Below are 20307 nucleotides of genomic sequence, written 5' to 3'. Positions count from 1 at the left end.
TGCGCGTGGGCAGAAATCGGCCAAAGAAGAATTAATGGCAACGCTATTGTTGCTGCACAAGAGGTGCTTCTCATTCGAAGTTCCTTGCTGAGCGTGCAGGAGTGCTGCTCTTGTTGGCCTAACGCCTAGTAGATCCCCGAAGGGGATGTATGGACGCGATAGTCGTCCTTTCGGTGACGCCGAGTCAAGGCAAAATCCTACCGCTGGACAAGGACTTGCGCGACAGACAGATGGGGAGACGGGCGCGACGATGCAGTGTATCTCGCATTGAGCGCCTGCATATGTCTTATCGCGTCATTAGCTACCCCGGCGAACTCCGCATGGACGACGGCAGGGTGCGGCGGGTGGGTTTGATGGAGGAGGTTCGCCGTTGCCTGCGGGTGAACCATTACAGCCTGCGCACGGAGCAGGCGTATCTGGCCTGGATTCGCCGATTCGTCGAGGAAAACGGGCGCAGGCATCCGCGCACGCTGGGAGGCGCGGAGGTGGAGGCGTTCCTGTCGGGGCTGGCGGTGCAGGGGCATGTGGCGGCCAGTACGCAGAACCAGGCATTGTCGGCATTGTTGTTCCTGTATCGGCAGGTGCTGGGCGTGGACTTGCCGTGGATGGAGTCGGTCACACGGGCGCGGCGTTCACGGCGGTTGCCGGTGGTGCTTTCGCGGGCGGAGGTGCTGCGCCTGTTGGCGCAGATGGAGGGTCGGTCGGCATTGCTGGCCCGCCTGTTGTACGGCACCGGCATGCGCTTGCTTGAGGGCGTGCGGCTGCGGGTGAAGGATGTGGATCTCGAGCGCGGGGAAATCGTGGTGCGCGACGGCAAGGGGGCGAAGGATCGCCGCACCATGCTGCCGCAGGCGCTGGCGGCACCGCTGCGCATGGAGATCGAGCGCGCCCGCGCCTTGCACATGGCCGACCTGGATGCCGGCTTCGGAGAGGTCTGGCTGCCGAATGCGCTGGCCAGGAAATACCGGGGGGCGGGCCGCGAGTTCGGCTGGCAATACGTGTTCCCGGCCTTGCGGCGCTCGGTGGATCCGCGCGACGACAGGGAGCGCCGCCATCATTTTGACGAATCGGTATTGGCGCGCGCGATCAAGCGGGCGCGTGTTGCTGCCGGCATCGACAAGCCGGCCACGGCGCACACGTTGCGGCATTCCTTCGCCACGCATTTGCTGGAGGCGGGGTATGACATCCGCACGATCCAGGAATTGCTGGGGCACAAGGATGTGGCGACCACGCAGATTTACACGCACGTGCTCAATCGCGGGCCGAATGGGGTTACCAGTCCGCTTGACCGATGATGCCGATCAGAGCGTGGTGGTGATGTCCAGCGTGACGTTCGGGGCGATGCCGCGCGCGAGGGATTGGATGCGGACGCGATATGGGCCGAAGCTGGCTTCGGTCTGGCCACCGCGCGAACTGGTGTGCAGCGACTGGGTTTGTGCTGCGCCGGATTTCGGCTTCCAGCGCAGCGCAATTTCCGCGTTGCCGGCCCAGATGCATTGCACGCCGGGTGGGCAGCGCGAGTCATCGACCAGGCGCTCGTAGGTGAGCTTGCTGCCGTCGTCCAGTGTTGCCTGCTGGCCGAGGTCGAGCGTGAGCGTCTTGCTGGCGGCAGTGCTGGCGGGTGTTTCAGGCGTTTGCATGCTGGCGGTTGCCGGTTGGGATGCGGGTGTGCTTGTGGTCGGGTCATTGGTGGCGCTGGCGCAGCCGCTGCCAAGGGCCAGCATGGCGGTGACGATGAGCAGGCGATGCATCGTGTTGGCTCCCGTTGGACGTGTGGGCAGGATGGAGGATGCCGCATGAACGCAGCGCGACGCCATCATCGTGCCGTGTTGCGGTCGCGGCGTGAGGCCAGCCGGTCGGCAAGGCGGGTGGGTTCGGGCAGGCGGTATTGGCCGGTGAAGCGCATCACCAGTTCCGGTGCGGACGGCATCGCCACGCGGTGGCCGGGCGAGACGACCAGCGGCAGGCAGCCGGGTTTGCTGCGCAGCAGCCAGCCGATCTGTTCGCTGCCGTCGCGTAGTGGCGTGAACGCACCGCGCATGTCGTGCAGGGCCATGCGTGGCTGGCCGATGAGTATCTGTTTGGCGACACCGATGCTGGGCAAACCACTGGCGACGCCGAAATGCGCGGCGATGCCGAACCGGCGCGGATGGGCGATGCCGTGGCCGTCGATGAAGGCGAGGTCGGGCGCGTGTTGCAGCATCGCCAGTGCGGCCAGCAGCGCCGGCAGTTCGCGGAAGCTGAGCAGGCCGGGGATGTAGGGCATGCGCGTGGGCAGGCGCGCGATTTGCTGGTCGATGACGGCAAGCGTGTCTGCATCCAGCAAGACAGCGGCGGCGCGGGTGATGGCACCTGCATCCTCGAAACCCACGTCGAAGCCGGCGATGGTGCGCAGTGGTTTCGGGTAGCCATCACGCAGCACGACCTGCCCGGCTAGCTCGGTTTGCAGGGCGCGGGCGGCGGCGACGTTGCCGTCCCAGTCGGGCAGGGCGGCGGCTTGCGGCATCAGTCGCGCGATTCGCGCAGGCGGGCGCGGCCCTGCGCGTTTAAATCAATGGTGTAGCGGATGCCGTAGATGGCTTCATCCATGTCGGCAACGGTGCAGCCGCACAGTGCGCGGGCCAGCGGCGGCAAGGTGTTGCTGTGGCCGACCACCAGCACCGTGCCGGTGGGGTGTTCGGCGCGCAGCCGCGTGGCGAAGGCGGTGGCATCGCCCGGGTCGTATTCGCGCACCGGCAGCGCATGTGCATGTGCGGTAGGCGCGGCGGTTTGCAGGGTGCGCTGGTAGGGCGAGCTGTAAATCGCGTCCAGTGCGACATCGCCCAGCATCACCGCGAGGCGTTCGGCGCGGGCCACGCCTTCTGCTGTCAGTGGCGGATCGCGCGGAATGGAGGTGTCCTTTTCCGCGTGCCGCACCAGAATGAAGGTGGAGCCGCTGCTGGAAGGCGATGGCGGCGTGCCGGCGCAGGCGGCCAGCAGGCAGCAGGCGATCAGGGACGTGAGCAGGATGCGCATGCCGGCATCATACGGCCAAGCGGGGCGGCGGCATCGCGGCCACTACACTATGCGCATGAAACGCACGCTTGATAACACGCTTGATGACTGGCTGGAACACATCGAACGCCAGCACCCGAAGTCCATCGACATGGGGCTTGAGCGGGTGCGCGAGGTTGCAAGGCGCATGCAACTGCGCAGGCCGGCGGAAAACACCATCGTGATTGGCGGCACCAATGGCAAGGGTTCGACCGTGGCCTTCGTCGAGGCGATTGCGCGTGCGCAGGGCTTGCGCGTGGGCGCTTATACATCGCCGCATCTGCACCGCTACAACGAGCGCGTGCGCATCGATGGACGCGATGCCGACGATGCTGCGCTGGTTGAGGGTTTCGAGGCGGTCGATGCCGCACGTGGTGACACGCCGTTGACCTATTTCGAATACGGCACGCTGTGTGCGCTCTGGCTGTTCCAGCGCGAGGCGCTTGATCTTGCGGTGCTGGAAGTCGGGCTGGGCGGGCGGCTGGACGCGGTGAACATCGTCGATGCCGATGCCGCCATCATCACCACCGTCGATCTGGATCATCAGGATTGGCTGGGCAGCGACATCGAAGCCATCGGTTTCGAAAAGGCCGGCATCGCGCGTGCGTTCAAGCCATTGGTGCTGGGCGATGATGACCCGCCGGCCAGTGTGCTGCGGCATGCCTATGCCATCGGTGCGCCGGCGTGGCGGATCGCCAATGATTTTTTCGCGGAACCCGTCGATGCCGGGCATTGGCGCTGGCGCGAGGTTGGTTTCGAAATGGAATTGCCGATGCCGATGCGCGGGATGGCCGCATCGGTGCAAACGCGCAACGCTGCCTGTGCGATTGCCGCGCTACGCGCGCTGGATCTGCCGATCGACGTTGATGCGTTTGCGCGCGGCGTGGCCGAAGCGGGCGTGGTGGGGCGTTTGCAGCGTTTCGGGCGCGATGGCGTGGACGTGCTGGTGGACGTGGGCCACAACCCGCAGGCCGCGCGCGCGCTGGCTGACTGGCTGCGTGCGCAGCCGAAGCGGCGCACGCTGGCGGTGTATGCGGCGCTGGCCGACAAGGATGCGGCGGGCGTGGTCGAAGCCCTGGCCGATGAGGTGGAGGGCTGGCACCTGGCCGGGTTGGCCGATGCCGGGCCGCGTGGTGAAAACGCGGATGCCTTCGTCGCCCGGCTGGCGGGAACGGCAGCGGCAGCGGGCGTGCGTCATGCTGATGTACCTGCCGCCCTGCATGCGGCGCTGTTGGATGCCGCGCCGGATGGGCGGGTGCTGGTGTTTGGCTCCTTCCACACTGCCGCGCAGGCCTTGCGCAGCCTGAACGAGGCGGCTGGCTAGGCATCGGCATCGGTATAATTCGCGTCTCCCGCCGCTTCGCGCCACGAACGGAAATGCCGATGGATGTCTCGCTGAAACAGCGCCTTGTGGGCGCGGCTGTGCTGGTCGCGCTTGCGGTGATCTTCCTGCCCATGCTGGTGAAGGGGCCGGCCCCGGACAGTGGCGTGTCCGATGTCTCGCTCAAGGTGCCGGATGAGCCGAAGGAAAACGGCGGCATGGTCACCCGCGACCTGCCGCTGGTGATGCCCGCCGAAGTGCCTGCTGGCGGGGTTTCCGGCATGCCGGACACGCAGGCCGACCCTGCGCCCGAGCAGCCGAGCGCAGCTGCGCCGAAGCCGGAGCCGATGTTTCCGACCGTGGCGGCGGGCGATTACGTCGTCGATTTTGGCCGCTACGCGAGCGTGGCCGATGCCGACAAGGTTGCCGCTGCGCTGAAAGCCGCCGGGTTGCCGGGCTATCGTGAAGAGCAGCGCGTGCGCATCGGGCCGTTTGCCGACCGCGCGGTGGCCGAATCCGCGCGTCTGCGTGCCGTCGAACTGAATGACAAGGTGGCTGCCAAGGTGGTGGTGCTGGATGCCGATGCGGCAACGCCTGCCGCGCCTGCGCCGGTTGCACCAGCGCCTGTGCCCAAGCCCGAGGCGAAGCCGGAAAACAAGCCGGAACCGAAGCCCGAACTCGCGAAGCCCGAGCCGAAGAAGCCTGAAATTGTAAAGCCCGAACCGAAGAAGCCCGCTGTGGAAAAACCGGCGCAGGCCAAGCCGGAGCCACCGGCTGCCAAGCCCGCCGATACCTCGCGCACGGGGTTTGCCGTGCAGGTGGGTGCATTCGCGTCCGCCGCCGAGGCCGGCAAGCTGCGTGACAAGCTGCGCGCCGCCGGGTTCAACGCCTTCACCGACACCGCGCCCACCGACAAGGGCACGCTGACCCGCGTGCGCGTGGGGCCGGCCATGACCCGCGCCGAAGCCGATGCGCTGAAGGCGCAGGTGAAGGCGAAGGCCGGCGTCGATGGCATGGTGCGTCCGCACCCGTAACTGCAGCGCAATCAGGAACCCTTGCCATGTGCGGAATCGTCGGAATCGTCGGCCAGAGCGAAGTCGCCGGCCAGTTGTATGACGGCCTGACCGTCCTCCAGCACCGTGGGCAGGATGCTGCTGGCATCGCCACCGCCGATGGCGGCAAGCTGCGCCTGCACAAGGGCAACGGGTTGGTGCGCGATGTGTTCGATGCGAAGGCGATGGCGCTGCTCACCGGGCGCGTTGGCATCGCCCATTGCCGCTACCCGACTGCCGGCAGCGAGGGCAGCGACGAGGCGCAGCCGTTCTACGTCAATTCGCCATTCGGCATCGCGCTGGCGCACAACGGCAATCTGGTGAATACCGATGCGCTGCGGCGTGATGTGTTTGAAGAGGATCGCCGCAACGTCAATACCGAGTCGGATTCGGAAGTCTTGCTCAACGTGTTCGCGCACGAGCTGGATCGGCAGAAGGCGCTGACGCCCGATGCCGTGTTCACCGCGCTGGAAGGCGTGAACCGCCGCGCCAAGGGCGGTTATGCCGTGGTCTGCGCGGTGCTGGGGCTTGGGCTGGTCGCCTTCCGCGACCCGCATGGCATCCGCCCGCTGGTGCTGGGCAAGCGCGCGGCGGCAGGGGGCGATGAATACATCGTGGCGTCCGAATCGGTGGCGCTGGACATTCTCGGCTTTGAACGCCTGCGCGACGTGGAACCGGGCGAGGGCATCGTCATCACTGCGCGCGGCGAACTGTTCGCGCGCCAGTGCGCGCAGCAGCAGGCGCATGCGCCGTGCATTTTCGAATACGTGTATTTCGCGCGGCCGGACTCGATGATCGAGAACATCTCCGTCCACAAGGCGCGCATGCGCATGGGCGTGACGCTGGGCGAGAAGATTCTGCGCCTGCGTCCCGATCATGACATCGACACCATCATCCCGATCCCGGATACCAGCCGCGACGCCGCGCTTGAAATCGCGAACGTGCTGGGCGTGAAGTACCGCGAGGGCTTCATCAAGAACCGCTACGTGGGCCGCACCTTCATCATGCCGGGGCAGGGCGAGCGCGCGAAGTCGGTGAAGCGCAAGCTCAACCCGATTCCGCTGGAGTTCCGCAACCGGGTGGTGTTGCTGGTGGATGATTCCATCGTGCGCGGCACCACGTCGAAGCAGATCGTGCAGATGGCGCGCGATGCCGGCGCGCGCAAGGTCTATCTGGCCAGCGCCGCGCCGCCGGTGCGGCATCCGAACATCTACGGTATCGACATGCCGTCCGCCGAGGAACTGGTGGCGCACGGGCGCAGCGAGCAGGAGATTGAGCAACTGCTGGGCTGCGACTGGCTGATCTATCAGGATCTGGCAGATCTGGAAGCGGCGGTGGCCGGGCCGAAGTTCCCTGGTCGCAGGTTCGACAGCTCCTGTTTCAGCGGCGAATACGTGACCGGGATCGAGCCGGGGTATTTCGAGCGCATCAAGCAGATGCGCTCGGATGAGGCGAAGAAGAAGCGGCGGGCGTCTTGAGTTTTTGTGCTCGTCATTCCCGCGAAAGTCCCCATACCCGTCATTCCGGCGAAAGCCGGAATCCAGCTTTTCACGCTTGGCATTCGAGCAGGAAAAACAAAATCTGGATTCCGGCTTTCGCCGGAATGACGGGCAAGAGCAGAGCATGTCTTCATTGTTTGCCGCCGCCCGCGCCTGCCTGGACGCCGCCACGCCGGATGAAAAGCCCGCGCTGACGCTGGCGATGGCTACCGCTTTTGCGCGCGGTGAGTTGGTGATTCCCGAGGATGCGCCGCCGCCGGAACCGATCCGCCTGCCGGGCCGCCCGGCGAAACCGAAGCTGGTGCATCCGCGTGACCTGCCGCGTCGTGGCTTTGGCACGGACGAAGGCCGCGCCGCCTTCATCCATGCCGTCGCGCATATCGAGTTCAACGCGATTGATCTTGCATGGGATGCGGTCTATCGCTTTCGCGGCATGCCGCATGCGTTCTATGAAGACTGGGTATCGGTGGCGAACGACGAAGCGCGCCACTTCAACATGCTGCGCGCGCGGCTGCGTGATTTCAGCCACGACTACGGCGACTTCGATGCCCACAACGGCCTGTGGGAGATGGCGGAAAAGACCGCGCACGATGGCCTTGCGCGAATGGCACTGGTGCCGCGCGTGCTGGAAGCGCGCGGGCTGGATGTCACGCCGGGGATGATCGTGAAACTGCGTTCGCTCGGCGACGATGCCACCGCCGACATCCTTGAAGTGATCCTGCGCGAGGAAGTGGCGCATGTCGCTGCCGGCAGCCGCTGGTACCGCTGGCATTGCGAACGTGCAGGCGTGGAGCCGCGCACGCGCTTCCGCGAACTGCTGCGCGAATACGCGGGTAGTTACCTGCACGGGCCGTTCAATCTTGAAGCGCGGTTGGCCGCAGGATTCGACGAAGACGAATTGGCCGCATTGACGGAACCGTAGGGGCGACCCCCCGTGGTCGCCCTTTGTGGTCGTGGTCGCCCGTTTTGGTTTGGGCAGGCACGGGGCCTGCCCCTACAGGGATTCCAACTTCATGCCACTGGCATCCACCCGCAGCACCGAACCCTGCTCGTACCAGTCGCCCAGCACGATGCGGGTATTGCCGTCGCCTTCGTCGTGGATCGCGGGGCGATGCGTGTGGCCGTGGATCATCTGGTGGATGCCGTAGCGCCGGAACCATTCGCGCACGCTGGCGGGCGCAACGTCGCCGATGGTTTCCGCCATGCCTTTCGCCACCAGTTCGCCATAGCGTGCCTTGCTGGCCGCACGCGCCTGCGCGGCGAACGCCAGCCGCGCCGCCAGCGGCTGCGACAGGAACTGCACCTGCCACTGCGGGTCACGGGTTTGCGCGCGGAACTGCTGGTAGGCCGCATCGTCCATGCAAAGCAGGTCGCCGTGCAGGATCAGCGTGGGCTTGCCGTAGAGCATCACCACCGCCGGGTCGGGCAGCAGGGTCATGCCGGCGCTCCGTGCGTAGTCGTGGCCGAGCAGGAAATCGCGGTTGCCGCGAATGAAGTAGCTCGGCACGCCGGCATCGGCCAGTGCGCGCAGCTTGCTTGCGACAAAGCTGCCGGCTTCGGATGGGTCGTCATCGCCCACCCATGCCTCGAACAGGTCGCCGAGGATGTAGAGCGCGTCGGCATCGCGCGCTTCGCCATCAAGGAAACGCCCGAACAATTCGGTGATCTCCGGGCGTTCCGGGTCGAGGTGCAGGTCGGAGACGAACAGGGTGGTCATGCGTGGATTGTAGGCCGCGCTTGCGTGTACATCATCGAATCGCGCGCAGTTCCGCCAGTTCCGGCAGCCATGGGGCTTTTTTCGACAGGATGGCGATGGCAGCGTCGAGTTCCCTGCGGCCTTCCGTGTGTTCGCCGTTGGCGAGCAAGGCGCGGCCCAGCACGCCTCGCGCCAGGCCGGTATCGCGGTGGTCGGTGGACAATGCGGCGGCGAATAGCGCCACCGCCTGACGCGCGGATGTTGCGGCATCGGCCGCAGCGCCGGATGCCAGTTGCGCGCGCGCCAGCGTCATCAGGGCGAAGGCTTCACGGTGGCTGCCGGGTGAGGACGCATGCGCGCGCTGCACGGCCATGCGCGCATGTTCCAGCGCCGGTGCCGGCAATGCGTTGGCGAGTTCCGCCAGCGCCAGCATCGACAGCGCACTCGGTGCCGCTTCGTCGGGATCGCCGTTGGCCTGCAGGTCTTGCCAGCGCACGCGCGATAGCGCCAGCGCCTTGGCGGCGCGGCCCTGGTTGAGCAGGTTGTCGGCCAGTTCGTTGCGCGCTGCGGCCAGTGCGGTCACTGCATCCGCGTTGGCCGCGCCCTGCTTGGCTTCCAATGCCCGTACCACTGCGCGCAATTGCGCTTCACCTTCGCCCAGGTGGCCACCACGGCTGTACAGCGCCGCAAGATTGCTGCGCGCGGTGAGCAGGCGGGTGTCGTCGGCGGGCATGACCTTCGCCCAGGTCGCCACCGCGTCGCCGATCTTGTCGATGGCGCAGGCCATGTCGCCCAGCTGGTAGCAGGCCGCGCCCCAGTTGTTGAGTTCGCGGCCCAGGCCTTGTTCCTGCCCCGGCGGTTGCCGGCGGTAGATCGCGGTGGCTTCGGCATGCAGCGGCAGGGCGTCGCCGTTGTGGCCGGCGGCTTCCAGCAGTTGCGCCAGTTGGCCCGTGCTGATTGCGATGAAGGGATGGTCGGCGGGCAGGATGCGGCGGCGGATCGCCAGCGCCTCGCGTTCGTTGGCCACGGCCTGTTCGTTCTGGCTGGCGGCGCTCTGGTACACGGCCAGGTTGTGCAGGGCGGTGGCGAGGCGGGACTCGTTCACCGGCCTGTCGCGGCGCAGGCCGTCCACCAGCGCCTGGCCGCGCGCGGCGGCATCGGCATGGTGGCCCATTTCGTGGAGCATCACGATGTAGTCGATCTCCATCGCGCGCGTCCTCGCGTCGGCGTCGCCATGCAGCTTGCGCAGGCGCTGCAAGGCGTCGCGCGCCAGCGGTTCGGCGGCATCGTACTCCTCGCGGTAGGCCAGCCGGCGCGCGCGCAGCATCTGCAACTGCGCCTGCGCGGCTTCAGGTTCGGACACCTCGCTTTGATGCGCGCGCAGCCAGACGTCGTTGGCGTCCAGTTGCTTCGCCATCGCGTCCAGGTCTTCGCGCAGCAGCATGAGTTCTGCGCGGCGATGGCGCGCTTGCAGCACGTCGTCGGCCTGCGACGGTGGCAGCAGCGCCAGCGCGCGCGTCAGTTCCGCGTCGGCCCTGACGTATTCGCCCAGCGCGATGTAGCTGTCGGCCAGGGTCAGGCGCAGCTTGCCCTCGGCAGCGGGCTGGCCGTGCAGTTCGCCGCGATCCAGCCGCGCCACGCCCGCATCGATCAGTTGCCGCACGCTTGCATCCGGCCCCAGCCCTTCGTCCGGGTCGATGCTGCGGAACACATCGACCAGATAGGCGTTCACCACATCCGCGCGCTGCGCCTGCAAGCGTGCTTCGCGTGCCTGCCACAGGGCGATGCCTAGCCCCGCGCACAGCGCGAGCACCACCGCAGCGGCGGCACCAACGGCCAGCGCATTGCGACGGACGAAGCGCCCCGCACGGTAGCGCCAGGTGGGTGCGCGCGCGGAGACAGGCTTGCCGTCCAGCCAGGCCTGCAAGTCGTCACGCAGCGCATCCGCGCTGCCGTAGCGCTGCGCTGGGTCTGCATTGAGGCAACGCTGGGCGATGGCGGACAGGTCGCCGCGCAGTTGCTTCGACAGTGCAGCGGGCGTGGAGCCGCGTTTGGCGGCATCCTCGATGGAGGATTTCTGCGCTGCCTGCCACAGCGGCTCTGGCTCACCATCCATGCGTGCCAGCCGTGCGCGCAGCGGCGTGTCTCCGGTCAGGCCGTAGGGATGCGCCTGCGCAAGCAGTGCATACAGCAGCACGCCGAGCTGGTAGAGATCGGTGGCGGTGGATACGGGTTCGCCAAGCAATTGCTCCGGAGATGCGTATTCGGGCGTGAACGCGCGTTCGCCGGTGCGGGTACCGCCGCTGCCGTCTTCTTCCAGCAACCGGGCGATGCCGAAGTCCAGCAGGAAGACATGGCCATCGGCATCCACCACGATGTTCGATGGCTTCAGGTCGCGATGCACCACCAGTTGCCGATGCGCGAACGCCACCGCGTCCAGCACCTGCAACAGCAGCCGGATGCGCGCGGGCACGTCCAGCGTGCGCGCGTCGCACCAGCGGTCGATGCGCTCGCCATCGACCAATGTCATGACGAAATATGGCGCGCCGGTGTCATCCATGCCGCCGTCGATCAGCCCGGCAATGCCGGGATGCCGCAGCCGTGCAAGGATGCGGCGCTCGCGCTGGAAGCGTTCGCGCGCATGCACGCTGTCCAGCCCGATGCGGATGCGCTTGAGCGCGGCGTCATGCTGGTAATCGCCATCGACGCGCGCAACGCGATGCACCGCGCCCATGCCACCTCGACCCAGCACGCCCTGTACCTGCCACGGGCCGATGCGGGTGCCGATTGGCAGGTCTGCCTCGGTTGCGGTATCGACGGCATCCGCGCGCATCGCCGCCAGCCGTGGCGTCAACGGGTCGCAGGCGGTGGTGGCATCAGCGGCCAGCATCGCCTCCACTTCGCGTTGCAGCCCGGCGTCGCCGGCGCAGGCCTGCGCCAGCCATGCGGCGCGCGATGCAGCGGGTTGCTCCAGCGCTTCGTCGAACAGCCGCAATACCTCGGGCAGGCGTTCGCCGCTGCTCATGCCAGTTGCGCCATCAGCCAGGCGCGTGCGCGCCGCCAGTCGCGTTGCACGGTGCGTTCGGTGATGCCCTGAATGTCGGCGATTTCCGTTTCGGTATAGCCGCCGAAACAGCGCAGCTCAACGCCTTCCGCCGCGCGCGGGTCGGCCTGCGCCAGCGTCTCCAGCAGGTCGTGCAGTTGCAGCACGTCCACGGCGGCATCCGGCATGGCGATGCCGGTATGCAGGGTGACTTGCTGCATGTCGCCGCCGCGCTTGTCGGCATGCCGCCTACGGGCTTCGTCCACCAGCACCTGCCGCATCGCGTGCGCCGACAAGGCCAGCAGGCTGCGGCGATCCTCCGGCCGGAAGCCATCGCTGCGCGCCAGCTTCAGCCAGGTCTCGTTGACCAGCGAGGTGGTGTCCAGATCACCGCTGCCGCGCCGCAGTTGCGCGTGCGCGGCCTGCTTCAGGTCGGCATAGGCCGCCGCATAAGCCTGGCCCAGCGCGTCGGATTCACCGGCCTGCGCGCGGGACAGCCATTGGGTGACGGAGGTTTCGGCCATCGGGAAAAGGGACGGTGGACTGCCCAAGCATAGCCGGATCGCGGGCGTGGCTGGGCGATGTCGGGATTGCCCGGCTTTTTGCGCATTGGTGATTAGACGCGCATTCCGCGCGGCGACCACCAACCAAGGGGAACACATCATGCGCAAGTCCAATCGCCGCCGGCGCGCGCCGGCCCTGTCCATCCTGAGCCTGGCCCTGCTGGGCGCGTTGTCGATGCCGGCGCTGGCCGCCGATCCGGCCTGCCTGGACGAGAACGGCGCTACGGTGCCGGCAGGCAATACCAATTTCGGTTCCGAGAACACCACCCTGGCCGATGGCGTTGGGCTTGCGAACAACACCACCTGCCATCCGCAGGCCAGCGCCTTCGGCGACAACAACAACGCCAGCGGCGTGGTCAGCAGTGCGTTCGGTGCGTTCAATGTGGCCTATGGCAACTGGAGCAACGCCTTCGGCTATGACAACCGCGCCGGTGGCTTTGGCAGCACCGCCGTCGGTTACCGCAACCGCGCCATCGGCGACCGCAGCAGCGCCTTTGGCTACCTCGGGCAGGCCAACGGCCAGGGCAGCCTGGTGCTGTCGATCTGGGACGACCGCAACAACGACGGCTTCGAAGATGCCGCCGAAATGGCGAAGGCCGATGGCGACCATGCCATGGTGCTGGGCTCGGGCACGGCAACCGGCACGCGCAGCAGTGCCGTGGGCATGCAGAACAGGGCCAATGGCCAGAACAGCAGTGCGTTCGGCTATGACAACGCCACCGCGAACGAAGGCAGCAACGCCTTCGGCATGCAGAACGCGGCGCAGGGCGCGCGCAGCAGTGCGTTCGGCTTCTGGAACAGCACGCTGCAAGCCGAAGCCAGCGCGTTCGGCTACCACAACACGGTGACGGCGCTGCGCGGCACTGCGGTCGGCCATGAGAACTCGGCGGGCTTCCAGGCCAATGCCGTGGGCTACGGCAACGTGGCCTCGGGCAACAGCAGCAATGCGTTCGGTTCCCATGGACATGCCACAGGTGCCGGCAGTCTGGTGCTGGCCGGGCTGTATGACCGCAACGGCAACAATGCCATCGACATGGATCTGGATCTGGACGGCAACGGCATCAACGATGCTTCCAGCGAAGCAGCCTACGCCACCGGTATCAGCGCCGTCGCCCTGGGTGCCAGCGTGGGTGCCATCGGCGACCAGTCCAGCGCGGTCGGCGTGGGCAACCGCGCCAATGGCGACATCAGCAGCGCATTTGGCGCGGGGAACACGGCGGACGGCTTCATCAGCAATGCGTTTGGCTATCGCAATGCGGTCTATGGCGACATCAGCAGCGCCTATGGCTACGACAACCGCGTCGATGGCGACAGCAGCAGCGCCTATGGCAGCTACGGGTACGTGGTCGGTGACCGTAGCGTGTCGTTGTCTGCCTGGTACGACGCCGACGGCGACGGCGCGATCGACGTGGGCGCGGAAACCAGCTGGGCCACCGGATTGAATTCGGTCACCGTGGGCGCGGGCGTGTGGGCCTCGGGCAATTACAGTGCTGCCTTTGGCGTCAACGTGCATGCCGCCGCTGCGCACAGCACCGCGATTGGCTTTGGCGCGGTGGCCGATCAGGAATACACCATCGCAGTAGGCGCAGCCGGAGGACAGATGAACCGCATTTCCTATCTGGCCGACGGCATCGACGACACCGACGCGGTGAACATGCGCCAGTTGAATGCGGTGATCGCCGGCAGCGCGGTCAACCTGTCGCCGTTCGCCAACGCCTTCGGTGGCGGTGCAAGCTGGAACGGGACGCTGTTCACGCCTCCCAGCTACAGCATCCAGGGCGTGAGCTATGGCAATGTGGGCGCGGCGCTTGCCGCCATCGACAACTGGATGAGCAGCAATGCCAACGGCGTGCAGTACGACGATGCCAGCCATGCCACGGCCACGCTGGATGGTGCCAGTGGCACACAGATGAAGAACGTGGCCGATGGCGCGGATGCGACGGATGCGGTCAACAAGGGCCAGATGGACGCTGGCGATGCCGCAACCCTCAGCGCAGCGCAGCAATATGCGGACACCGGCGATGCCGCGACGCTGGCGTCGGCCAATGGCTATACCGACACCCGCGAAGCGGCGATCCGCAGCGACATGGCAACGGGCGACGCCGCGACCCTCGCGTCCGCCAACACGCATGCCGATGCGGGCGATGCCGCCACGCTGACGGCATCGAAAACGTACACGGATACCAAGGCCACGCAGACGCTGGCTTCGGCCAATGCCTATACCGACCAGAAGTTCGCGGCGTGGAACGACAGCTTCACCCAGTACCAGCAGCAGACCGACCTGCGTTTCCACCAGACCGATGCACGCATCGACCGCAGCGGCGCGATGCAGACGGCGATGTCGCAGATGGCGGCAAGCGCGGCGGGCATCCGCACGGTGAACCGCGTGGCGGTGGGTGTGGGCGCGCAGAACGGCAAGGCGGCGTTGTCGGTTGGCTACCAGCGCGCGATTGGCGACAAGGCCGCGTTCACCATCGGCGGCGCGTTCAGTGGCGATGAGCGTTCGGCAGGCGTGGGTTACGGCTTCGGCTGGTAAGGCGGCATGCCGGCAGACATAGGGTGGGATTCATTCCACCCATGCAGTGCGTGATCGTCGCGGTGGGGTAAACCCAATCCCTTCCCCTCTCCCGCTTGCGGGAGAGGGTGGCGAAGCCGGGTGAGGGTGTTTTTGCGGTGTGTTGCCCCATCCGCCTTCGGCACCTTCCCCCACAAGGGGGGATGGAAACAGCAAGCACTTGCAGGAGCGGCACTTTGCCGCGAACGCTTTTCCCGTACCCATGTCGCGCCCATGGGGCGCTCCTGCAAGGTCAGGCGGCAAGGGGCGCTAAAATGCGCGCTTTCCCGCGTCGATGCCCCTCATGACCGTCCGCACCCGCTTCGCCCCGTCTCCCACCGGCTACCTGCATATCGGCGGTGCGCGCACTGCGCTGTACTGCTGGCTGGAAGCGCGCCGCAAGGGCGGGCAGTTCGTCCTGCGCATCGAGGACACTGACCGCGAGCGCAGCACGCAGGCGGCGATCGACGCCATTCTTGAAGCGATGGACTGGCTGGGGCTGGATTACGACGAAGGCCCGATCTACCAGACCCACCGGCTTGACCGCTACAAGGAAGTCGCCGAGCAACTGGTCGCCTCCGGCCATGCCTATTACGCCTACGAGACCAAGGAAGAACTGGACGCCATGCGCGAGGCCGCGATGGCTGCTGGCGAAAAGCCGCGCTACAACGGCGCGTATCGCGATGCGAATGCCGGCTGGCGTGATGATCCGAATCGCGTGATCCGCTTCCGCAATCCGCAAGATGGCGTGGTGGCGTGGGACGACAAGGTCAAGGGCCGCATCGAGATTTCCAACAGCGAACTCGACGATCTGGTGATCTTCCGCAGCGACGGTTACGCCACCTACAACTTCGCGGTGGTGGTGGATGACATCGACATGCGCATCTCTGACGTGGTGCGCGGCGACGACCACGTCAACAACACGCCGCGCCAGATCAACATCTACAAGGCCCTCGGCGTGGAGGTGCCGAACTTCGCGCACCTGCCGATGATCCTGGACGAGCAGGGTGCCAAGCTGTCCAAGCGCACCGGTGCGGCGGACGTGATGCAGTACCGCGATGCCGGCTATCTGCCGCATGCGTTGCTGAACTATCTGGTGCGGCTGGGCTGGTCGCATGGCGATCAGGAGATTTTCTCCATCGCGCAAATGCAGTCGCTGTTTGATCTCGCCGACGTGAACCCGAAGGCCTCGCGGCTGGATGCGGCCAAGCTGGGCTGGCTCAACCAGCAGTACCTGAAGTCGGACGATCCCGAAGCCGTCGCGAAGCATCTCGTGTGGCATCTGCAGCAGGCAGGTTATGACCTGTCGAAGGGGCCGAAGCCCACCGAGCTTGTGGTCGCGCTGCGCGAGCGCGCGCAGACGCTGAAGGAAATGGCGGAAAAGTCGGCGGTCTGGTTTGGCCCGCTCACGCAGTACGACGAAGCTGCCGTTGCCAAGCATCTGAAACCCGAGGCGAAAGCGCCACTGCTCGATGCGCGTGCGCGATTGGCGGCACTTGAAACATGGATGCCGGAGGCCATCGGCGAAGCATTGAAGGCCGTCGCCGAGGCGCAGGGCATCGGCATGGGCAAGATCGCGCAGCCGATGCGCGTTGCCATCACCGGCACGCAGGTCAGCCCCGATATCGGCTGGACGGTGTACCTGTGCGGGCGCGATGAAGCGCTGGCGCGGATTGATGCGGCACTTGCGAAAATCTCGGCAAGCGCATAATCGCCGCCATGGGCAACGCGCACGCCTGCACCGACCCGCATCATCACGTCCACGACGCCGCCGCGTTCGTGGCGGCGGTGGAGCGTGCCTGCCATGAACGTGGCCTGCGCCTGACCGACATCCGTGCGCGCGTGCTGGGGCTGGTGGCCGGTGCCGGCAAGCCGATCAAGGCATACGACCTGCTGGACAAGGTGCGCGACGGCGAAGGCGCGGGCGCTGCCGCGCCGCCCACGGTGTATCGCGCGCTGGACTTCCTGCTGGCCAACGGCTTCATCCACAAGCTGGAATCGGTCAATGCCTTCGTGGCCTGCCACCACCCGAACGCGGCCCAGCATTCGGTGCCGTTCTTGATCTGCGACCGTTGCCATTCGGCGACGGAACTGGAAGACGCCGGCATCGTGGGCACGCTGGATGCCGCCGCGCGCGCGCTGGGCTTTGCCCCGCAGGCGCAGACACTGGAAGTGCATGGCCTGTGCGCGAGGTGCGCGGGGTAGCGTTGTGTGCGGAGCAAGCTCCGCACCTACGCGACTGCGTAACTTGTCGTAGGTGCCGAGCTTGCTCGGCACGGCACCCTAGGGAAGCTCTGAACAACTCTCGAAACGTCATCCCGGCGAAAGCCGGGATCCAGCTTTTTTCAGTGACTTACCAAACAGCTGGATTGGACAAACATTCGTTTGTCAGAAGCGGCCGGCTTTCGCCGGAATGACGGCTTGTTCAGACCTTCCCTAGAAGAACAGGCGCACGCCAAAGCCCACGCTGCGGCCCGGCAGCATCACCGCGTCCTTGAGGAACGAGGTATGCACGCGGGCGATCTGGTTGGTCAGGTTGCTGGCGTCCGCGAACAGCTCCCAGCTCAGGTTGCCGGCATCGAAATGCCGGGAAGCATGGGCATCGACCAGGGTGTAGCCGGCGGTGGGCGTTTCGTTCTCGCCCAGTTTGTCCTGCCGGCTGGTGCGGGTGGCACCGAGTGAGGCGCGCCAGCCGGCGTGCTGCCAGCGCAGTTGCGCGCCCAGGCGCGCGGGCGCGATGCGCGGCACGTTGCCGCCGTTTTTCAGCGTGGCGCGCACGGTATCGCCGAACACGCGCAGGTCCCAGTCGCCGCTGTCGTTCTCGGCCAGGTGGAAGGTGGCTTCGCCTTCCAGCCCGCGGAAGGTGGCGTCGCTTTGCTGCCACTGGCGGATCGGCAGGTAGTCGTCCTCCTCGTCCCAGTACCAGCTGTCGCCGGTGTCGGCGATGTAGATGAAATCCCGGAAGCGGTTGTAATAGGCGGACACCTTGGCCTCCACCCGCTGTGACTGGTATTGCAGGCCAAGCTCGAACTGGTTGGCCGCTTCCTTGCGCAGGTCGGCGTCGCCGATCTCGTAGGCCAGGGTGGCGATGTGCGGGCCGTCGGCGAACAGCTCCTCCTCCACCGGCGCGCGTTCGGCGTGGTCGAAGTTGGCGGTCAGCTTCCAGTGCTCGTCCAGCTTCCAGCCGCCGGCCAGCGACAGGCTCAGCGGGCTGAAGCTGCGGGCATCAAAGCCGTCCGGGCTGGACTTCACCTTGTCGATGCGCGCGCCGAAGTCGAGCTGGAAATCGCCGAAACCGCGCCGGGCCACGCCGAACACGCCCTGCGCGCGGGTGCTGGTCTCGGGAACGAAGGCTTCCTCGCCGATGGCGGCGAAGGTGCTGCTGGATGCCTGCGCGCCAATCGCGCCCTGCCAGCCACCGGCATGGCCGAAGGTGGCTTCGATGCGGCCCTCGTTGGCGTTCTTGCGGAACACCGTGCCGGGCTCGTCGCCCTCGAACTCGGTGTGGTCGTAGCCGGTATGCCCCACGGCGAAGTGCAGGCCGTTGCCCGCGCTCCACAGGTCGCGCAGCGCGCCCTTCAGTTCGTAATGATCCTGCTTCATCGAAAGATGCACGCCGCGCTCGCCTGCGGCCAGGTCGCCGGGTTCACCCGGGTTGCCGTATTCGTCCTCGAAGCGCGAAGCCGACAGGCCCACGTAGCCCCAGTCGCCCAGCAGCGAACCGCCGATCGCGCCTGTGCGCGTATCGACGAAGGCATTGGCCTGCCTGCCTGCGGGCGTGTCGTAGTCCAGCGCGTTGCGATAGACCGCATCGGCGTGCAGGGCGAAGCGGTCGGTGCCGCCATCGATGCGCGCCATGCTGGTCTCGCCGCCCTGGTCGCCAGCGAAGAAGCGGGTTTCCGCGCGCCCGCTGATGCCGCCGTCGATGGCGTATTCGGGGATGCGGCCATCGACCACGTTGACCGCGCCGCCGATCGCGCCGCTGCCGTAGAGCAGGGTGGACGGGCCTTTCAGCACCTCGATCTGGTCGGCGAGGAAGGGCTCGACGGCGGGCGCGTGGTCCTGGCTGACGGTGGACACGTCCTGGCTGGACAGCCCGCCGCTCAGCACCGCCACGCGCGGGCCGTCCATGCCGCGGATGACCGGACGGCCCACGCCGGGGCCGAAGTTGGAGCTCTGCACGCCGGGCACGCTGGCGATGGTTTCGCCGAGGCTGGCGGCGCGGTTCTCGTCCAGGCGCGCGCCGGCCAGCACGTCGGTGGGCTTGCTCAGGGTGTCGGCGGTATCGCCCAGCGCGCTTGCGGTCACCACCAGGCCGCGGATGTCCTTGATGTGGTTGTCGGCGTCCGGATGGCGGGTGTCGCTGGCTGGCACCGCCTGCTGTGGGTCGGTGGATTGCGCCTGTGCATGGCCCAGGGCCAGGGCAAGTGCGACGGCCAGGGTGGCGCGGGGCAGAACGGGATTCAACTGGCGCATGCGAGTAAGCTATGGGGGGAAGTTGAAATATGTTATAACATAACAACACCGCGCCCTGTCCCCTGCCTGAAGTCATGCCCAGACCGAATCCGCGTTCGCATTCCCTGCTCGACCGCATCGGCGCCACCGGCTCGCTGCTGTGTGCGATCCACTGCGCGCTGCTGCCGGTGCTGATCGCGCTGCTGCCTTCGCTGGGCGTATCGGTGCTGGCATCGCCGGGCATCGAGAAGGGCTTCGTGCTGTTTGCCACCCTGTTCGGGCTGGCGGTGCTGGCCTGGAGCTACCGCCGCCACCGCGCCATGCGCGCGCTGGGCCTGCTGGTGCCCGGCCTGCTGGTGCTGTGGGTGGGCGTGCTGTACCCGCCGCTGCACGAATCCACGGTGCCGCATGCAGTGGCGATGACCTTTGGCGGCACGCTGGTTGGGCTGGCCCATGTCGTGAACCTGCGGCTGAACCACGGTCACGTGCATGACGCCAGCTGCGCGCATCAGCATTGATCAGGCTGCGCCTTGATCAATCCCAAAGTTCGCGGCGCGAACTTTGGGCCCCGCTATGCGCTTGCGATCCCCCGGCCCCTGCGGGGCCACCCCCTTACCAAGGGGGTGAGAAATGCCCAGTCCCGGGCCCGTGCTAGAATCCGCACCCTCGCGCGCGGCGCGAACTAACTTTCACGAATCGATTCAGGAGCAGCACGATGGGCAAGGGCGACCGCAGGACCGCCAAGGGCAAGCGCTACAACAGCAGCTACGGCAACGCGCGTTCGCACGCGACCACCAAGGCCGCTGGCACCGCCGCTGCGCCGGTGGCGAAGAAGGCTGCAAGCAAGACCGTGGCGAAGAAGGCCGTCAAGAAGACCGCTGCCTGAACCACGCGACTTGGCTGCAACGATGAAAACCCCGCCTCGGCGGGGTTTTCGCGTTATGGAAGCTCTGAATAACTCCCGAAACGTCATCCCGGCGAAAGCCGGGATCCAGCTTTTTCAATGACTTACCAAAGAGCTAGATTGGACAAACATTCGTTTGTCAGAAGCGGCCGGCTTTCGCCGGAATGACGGCTTGTTCAGACCTTCC

At 66.6% G+C, this 20307-nt stretch carries 17 protein-coding genes; 10 read left to right on the top strand and 7 right to left on the bottom strand.

What is annotated here, in order from left to right; genetic code table 11:
• Positions 1-320: 320 nt before the first annotated feature.
• A complete protein-coding gene (locus QM612_RS09510; RefSeq protein WP_415253657.1) occupies positions 321-1295 on the top strand; it encodes an integron integrase in 975 nt (324 codons plus the stop codon).
• A 6-nt stretch (positions 1296-1301) separates the two neighbouring features.
• Here QM612_RS09510 and QM612_RS09505 read toward each other — a convergent pair whose 3' ends face one another.
• The 3 genes from QM612_RS09505 to QM612_RS09495 all read right to left on the bottom strand — a co-directional run bounded on the left by QM612_RS09505 (position 1302) and on the right by QM612_RS09495 (position 3015).
• Complete coding sequence (locus QM612_RS09505) at positions 1302-1751, bottom strand: hypothetical protein (RefSeq protein ID WP_415253656.1); 450 nt, start codon at positions 1749-1751, stop codon at positions 1302-1304.
• A gap of 65 nt (positions 1752-1816) precedes the next feature.
• Complete coding sequence (gene nfi / locus QM612_RS09500) at positions 1817-2506, bottom strand: deoxyribonuclease V (protein ID WP_415253655.1); 690 nt, start codon at positions 2504-2506, stop codon at positions 1817-1819.
• Positions 2506-3015, bottom strand: a complete 510-nt coding sequence (locus QM612_RS09495; RefSeq protein ID WP_415253654.1) for a SixA phosphatase family protein — start codon at positions 3013-3015, stop codon at positions 2506-2508. Before QM612_RS09495 ends, nfi begins: the two co-directional genes overlap by 1 nt.
• 55 nt (positions 3016-3070) lie before the next feature.
• Between QM612_RS09495 and folC the strand changes: the two genes are divergently transcribed.
• The 4 genes from folC (at position 3071) to QM612_RS09475 (ending at position 7827) form a co-directional block, all read left to right on the top strand.
• Entirely contained in the window at positions 3071-4357 is a 1287-nt protein-coding gene (gene folC, locus QM612_RS09490; RefSeq protein WP_415253653.1) for a bifunctional tetrahydrofolate synthase/dihydrofolate synthase, read from the top strand.
• Positions 4358-4416: 59 nt separating this feature from the next.
• Positions 4417-5388, top strand: coding sequence for an SPOR domain-containing protein (locus QM612_RS09485; RefSeq protein WP_415253652.1), 972 nt, complete (start codon positions 4417-4419; stop codon positions 5386-5388).
• A gap of 26 nt (positions 5389-5414) precedes the next feature.
• The gene (purF, locus tag QM612_RS09480; protein WP_415253651.1) at positions 5415-6884 is read left to right on the top strand and encodes an amidophosphoribosyltransferase; all 1470 of its coding nucleotides are present in this window, start codon (positions 5415-5417) and stop codon (positions 6882-6884) included.
• Positions 6885-7029: 145 nt separating this feature from the next.
• Positions 7030-7827, top strand: coding sequence for a ferritin-like domain-containing protein (locus QM612_RS09475; RefSeq protein ID WP_415253650.1), 798 nt, complete (start codon positions 7030-7032; stop codon positions 7825-7827).
• 72 nt (positions 7828-7899) lie between these two features.
• Here the strand turns inward: QM612_RS09475 and lpxH are convergent, their stop codons facing one another.
• Genes lpxH through QM612_RS09460 form a run of 3 tightly spaced genes read right to left on the bottom strand, consistent with a single transcriptional unit; the run spans position 7900 to position 12168 of the window.
• Positions 7900-8622, bottom strand: coding sequence for a UDP-2,3-diacylglucosamine diphosphatase (gene lpxH, locus QM612_RS09470; RefSeq protein ID WP_415253649.1), 723 nt, complete (start codon positions 8620-8622; stop codon positions 7900-7902).
• A gap of 31 nt (positions 8623-8653) precedes the next feature.
• Positions 8654-11626 carry a protein kinase domain-containing protein gene (locus QM612_RS09465; protein ID WP_415253648.1) on the bottom strand — a complete coding sequence of 991 codons (2973 nt, stop codon included), beginning with the start codon at positions 11624-11626 and terminating at the stop codon, positions 8654-8656.
• The gene (locus tag QM612_RS09460) at positions 11623-12168 is read right to left on the bottom strand and encodes an ECF-type sigma factor (protein WP_415253647.1); all 546 of its coding nucleotides are present in this window, start codon (positions 12166-12168) and stop codon (positions 11623-11625) included. Before QM612_RS09460 ends, QM612_RS09465 begins: the two co-directional genes overlap by 4 nt.
• Before the next feature lie 139 nt (positions 12169-12307).
• On the opposite strand from QM612_RS09460, the gene QM612_RS09455 reads away from it, so the two are divergent.
• From QM612_RS09455 to QM612_RS09445, 3 genes are all read left to right on the top strand, one after another.
• Entirely contained in the window at positions 12308-14743 is a 2436-nt protein-coding gene (locus QM612_RS09455) for a hypothetical protein (protein WP_415253646.1), read from the top strand.
• Between the two features lie 322 nt (positions 14744-15065).
• Complete coding sequence (gene gltX, locus QM612_RS09450; RefSeq protein ID WP_415253645.1) at positions 15066-16472, top strand: glutamate--tRNA ligase; 1407 nt, start codon at positions 15066-15068, stop codon at positions 16470-16472.
• An 8-nt stretch (positions 16473-16480) separates the two neighbouring features.
• On the top strand, positions 16481-16966 hold the full coding sequence (locus QM612_RS09445) for a transcriptional repressor (protein ID WP_415253644.1): 486 nt from the start codon (positions 16481-16483) through the stop codon (positions 16964-16966).
• 231 nt (positions 16967-17197) lie between these two features.
• Here QM612_RS09445 and QM612_RS09440 read toward each other — a convergent pair whose 3' ends face one another.
• The gene (locus tag QM612_RS09440) at positions 17198-19237 is read right to left on the bottom strand and encodes a TonB-dependent receptor (RefSeq protein WP_415253643.1); all 2040 of its coding nucleotides are present in this window, start codon (positions 19235-19237) and stop codon (positions 17198-17200) included.
• Between the two features lie 74 nt (positions 19238-19311).
• Here QM612_RS09440 and QM612_RS09435 point away from each other — a divergent pair, with 74 nt between their 5' ends.
• Together QM612_RS09435 and QM612_RS09430 are read left to right on the top strand one after the other, a co-directional pair.
• Positions 19312-19734 (top strand): MerC domain-containing protein, encoded by a 423-nt coding sequence (locus QM612_RS09435; protein WP_415253642.1) that lies wholly within the window; start codon positions 19312-19314, stop codon positions 19732-19734.
• Positions 19735-19931: 197 nt separating this feature from the next.
• The gene (locus QM612_RS09430; RefSeq protein WP_415253641.1) at positions 19932-20102 is read left to right on the top strand and encodes a 30S ribosomal protein THX; all 171 of its coding nucleotides are present in this window, start codon (positions 19932-19934) and stop codon (positions 20100-20102) included.
• The last annotated feature ends 205 nt before the right edge of the window (positions 20103-20307 follow it).

Origin of the sequence: Thermomonas sp. (genome assembly GCF_047606765.1) — a bacterium.
Taxonomy (GTDB): domain Bacteria; phylum Pseudomonadota; class Gammaproteobacteria; order Xanthomonadales; family Xanthomonadaceae; genus Thermomonas.
This window is presented reverse-complemented; position numbering and strand designations above follow the sequence as displayed.